The organism is Microcystis sp. M53602_WE12 (assembly GCF_030065455.1).
GTDB lineage: Bacteria > Cyanobacteriota > Cyanobacteriia > Cyanobacteriales > Microcystaceae > Microcystis > Microcystis aeruginosa.
In genome coordinates, this window is record NZ_JASJFB010000843.1 from 1 (window position 1) to 2,490 (window position 2,490).

Below are 2,490 nucleotides of genomic sequence, written 5' to 3' on the forward strand. Positions count from 1 at the left end.
CTATAAGCGCAAGAACTCACCTCCTGTCGCCATTAGGTAAAAATAGTCAAAACCCAGACTTGGCAAACTTTTCCTGCTTACAATAAGAATTGTAACAATAAGCTTGACAAATTGCAGATAATCTTAACTTCTCACCAATGGACCGCGACAATCTCGCTAATGGCTGCTTGGCGATACTCTGAGGCGGCAAAAAACCCCAAGCAAGTCGCCACCGCCCCGAATAAACTGACGACGACTAACCACTGCTTTTGCCGTCTGGCATTTTTTTTCTCTTGTTCTAGGCGTTTTTCTGCCTCTTGGGTTCGTTCTTGCTGAAGCTTGAGTAACTGTTGTTGTCGTTCTTTTTCTGCTGTTTCCGCCGCTTCAATGGCTGTCTGACTAGCTTGAATAAATTCCTTATGTAACTCGGTTGCCGGGGGTTGTTTATTTTGTTGCTCAATTTTCTTTAACCAAGTTTGAGCGAGGACAAATTCACTGCCCCGGAGTAGTAAGTCAGCACTTTTTTGGCTATTTTCCCATTCTTTGGCTCTCTGTAACCATTTGCTATGGTTATGAACGTGATCTCTGTCTGTATGTATGGTTCTAACTAACTGAGTAAAATTGGTCAGAAAGTCGCCGCCATGCTGACTAAAATCAAGCCACTGAACACTAGCTAAGGCAGGGGGCAAATCTTTGGCCGCAACTTTTTGGTGTAAGATCGTGATAATTCGCTTATTTAATTTTTTGGCATATTCCACTTCATCATAACAATAAGGTGAATTGATTGATTTGGGAGAAATGATAAATACAAAGTTGTCGGAAATTTCAATGCCTTGATAAATTTCTCGCCGAAAATCTTCTCCCGAAGCGATACTTTCTTGATCGAACCAAGTGAGCTTACCGAGTGAAGTCAGAGCCTCATTTAATCTTCTTGCTAAATCTGAATCGGCACGAGAATAAGAGATAAAAACTTCTAAAGAAGATGGTTTATGTTGATTGAGACTAGCGATAATAAATTCTTCCTGTAGCGGTAAGGGAGGGGATTCTTTTCGCTGTTTAGCTACCTTCAGCCAAGCTTCAAAATGTTGGAGATTATAGCCTCGCAATAGGACACTAGGGTTGTGGGTTTGCTGCTGCCATTTCAAGGCTTTGACTAACAGCACTTTATGACTTTCATGATAAGCAACATCACTGTTTAATTCCTTCAATAATTTATCGATACTACTGCGATATTTTTCCCGATCTTCATATTCAGTTAAGTCAATAAATTGTAATTTCTGTAACTGGGAGGGGATTAACTCAATATCGGTCTTTTCAATCAGCAAAGTAATAATTCGTTTGTTGGTAGCAAAAGCGTGAGCAAGTTCTAGATAACAGTATGATGATTGCAGGGCTTCTGGAGATATTAAATAAACAAAGTTATCCGCCCCTTCAATACCTTTATTAATTTGCTCCTGAAAGGCAGTTCCCGTTTTAATATCCGTCTGATTAGTCCAGACGGTAAAGCCTTCGCGCATCAGAGTCTTGCGAATTTTCTCCTTGATGGCATTATCTTTTTCTGACGATGACAGGAAAACCTGTGTCATCAAATTATTAGCATTTTTACTACTTTCGCTAATAAATTCGCAGTGTAAGTCCGTGGGCAAGCAAGGCGGCTGTTCCTCAGTAAATCTATGTTTTAACCACTTTTCTGCTGCCTGTCTCTCTTCGCCAATTAACAGATAATTAGTTTGCTTCTGATTCCTTAACCAATTTAAGGCTTTAACTAAAAAAATACTGTGCTTCTGGACATAGTGTTGCTGCTGATCAATCGCACCGATCAAACCAGCAAAAGAGCTTTCAAAATCATCAATTTCTTCTCGGAAATAGATCCAGTTGATTTTGCCGATCGCTGGGGGCATATTCGGAAAACTAGAATGCCTTCCCTCGGCTTGATATGTTTGCCAGTCAGCTTCAGTTTTATCTGGGTTTCTTTGCCGCCAAGTTTCTTGGCTAATTTGTTCAACATGAAGCAGAGGAATAATGCGCTTGTTGTACTTAATCGCTAGATTAATTTCTTTTAGGCAATATTGCGAATTAACCGAATGAGGGGCGATGATAAAAATAAAGTTATGTGTCCTCTCGATGCCATCATTAATCTGTTCTTGATAGTCCACAGCCAAGGGAATATCTTCTTGGTCGAACCAGACGTTTAAGCCTTGTGCTGCCAACCTTTGATTAAGCTTAATAGCAAAAGTTTTACTATCAGCCCGTCCATAGGAAATAAAGACATCAAAGAAATTTTTCATTTTACTCCCCCTGTGAACTTTAGAAGAACTCTTGCAAATTAATTATATGTTATAATGATGGGTTAACTAATTTTCCCCAAAAAATTAGTTAATCAGTACATTTGTCCTGAATGAAAACTTGAAGTTTAACTTTTAACTCAAAACTCTTTAGAGCTGCTTTAATTTGGTTATCAAAACCTCTTTATTTAAGCGGCACAAACTATCTCAATTATAAAAATTGAGA

Annotated in this window: 1 protein-coding gene; it reads right to left on the bottom strand. The window is 39.0% G+C overall.

The genetic code is table 11. The features are described 5' to 3' along the window. Positions 1-131 precede the first annotated feature (131 nt). A complete protein-coding gene (locus PX482_RS25750) occupies positions 132-2,267 on the bottom strand; it encodes a toll/interleukin-1 receptor domain-containing protein (RefSeq protein ID WP_223213069.1) in 2,136 nt (711 codons plus the stop codon). Positions 2,268-2,490: the final 223 nt, after the last annotated feature.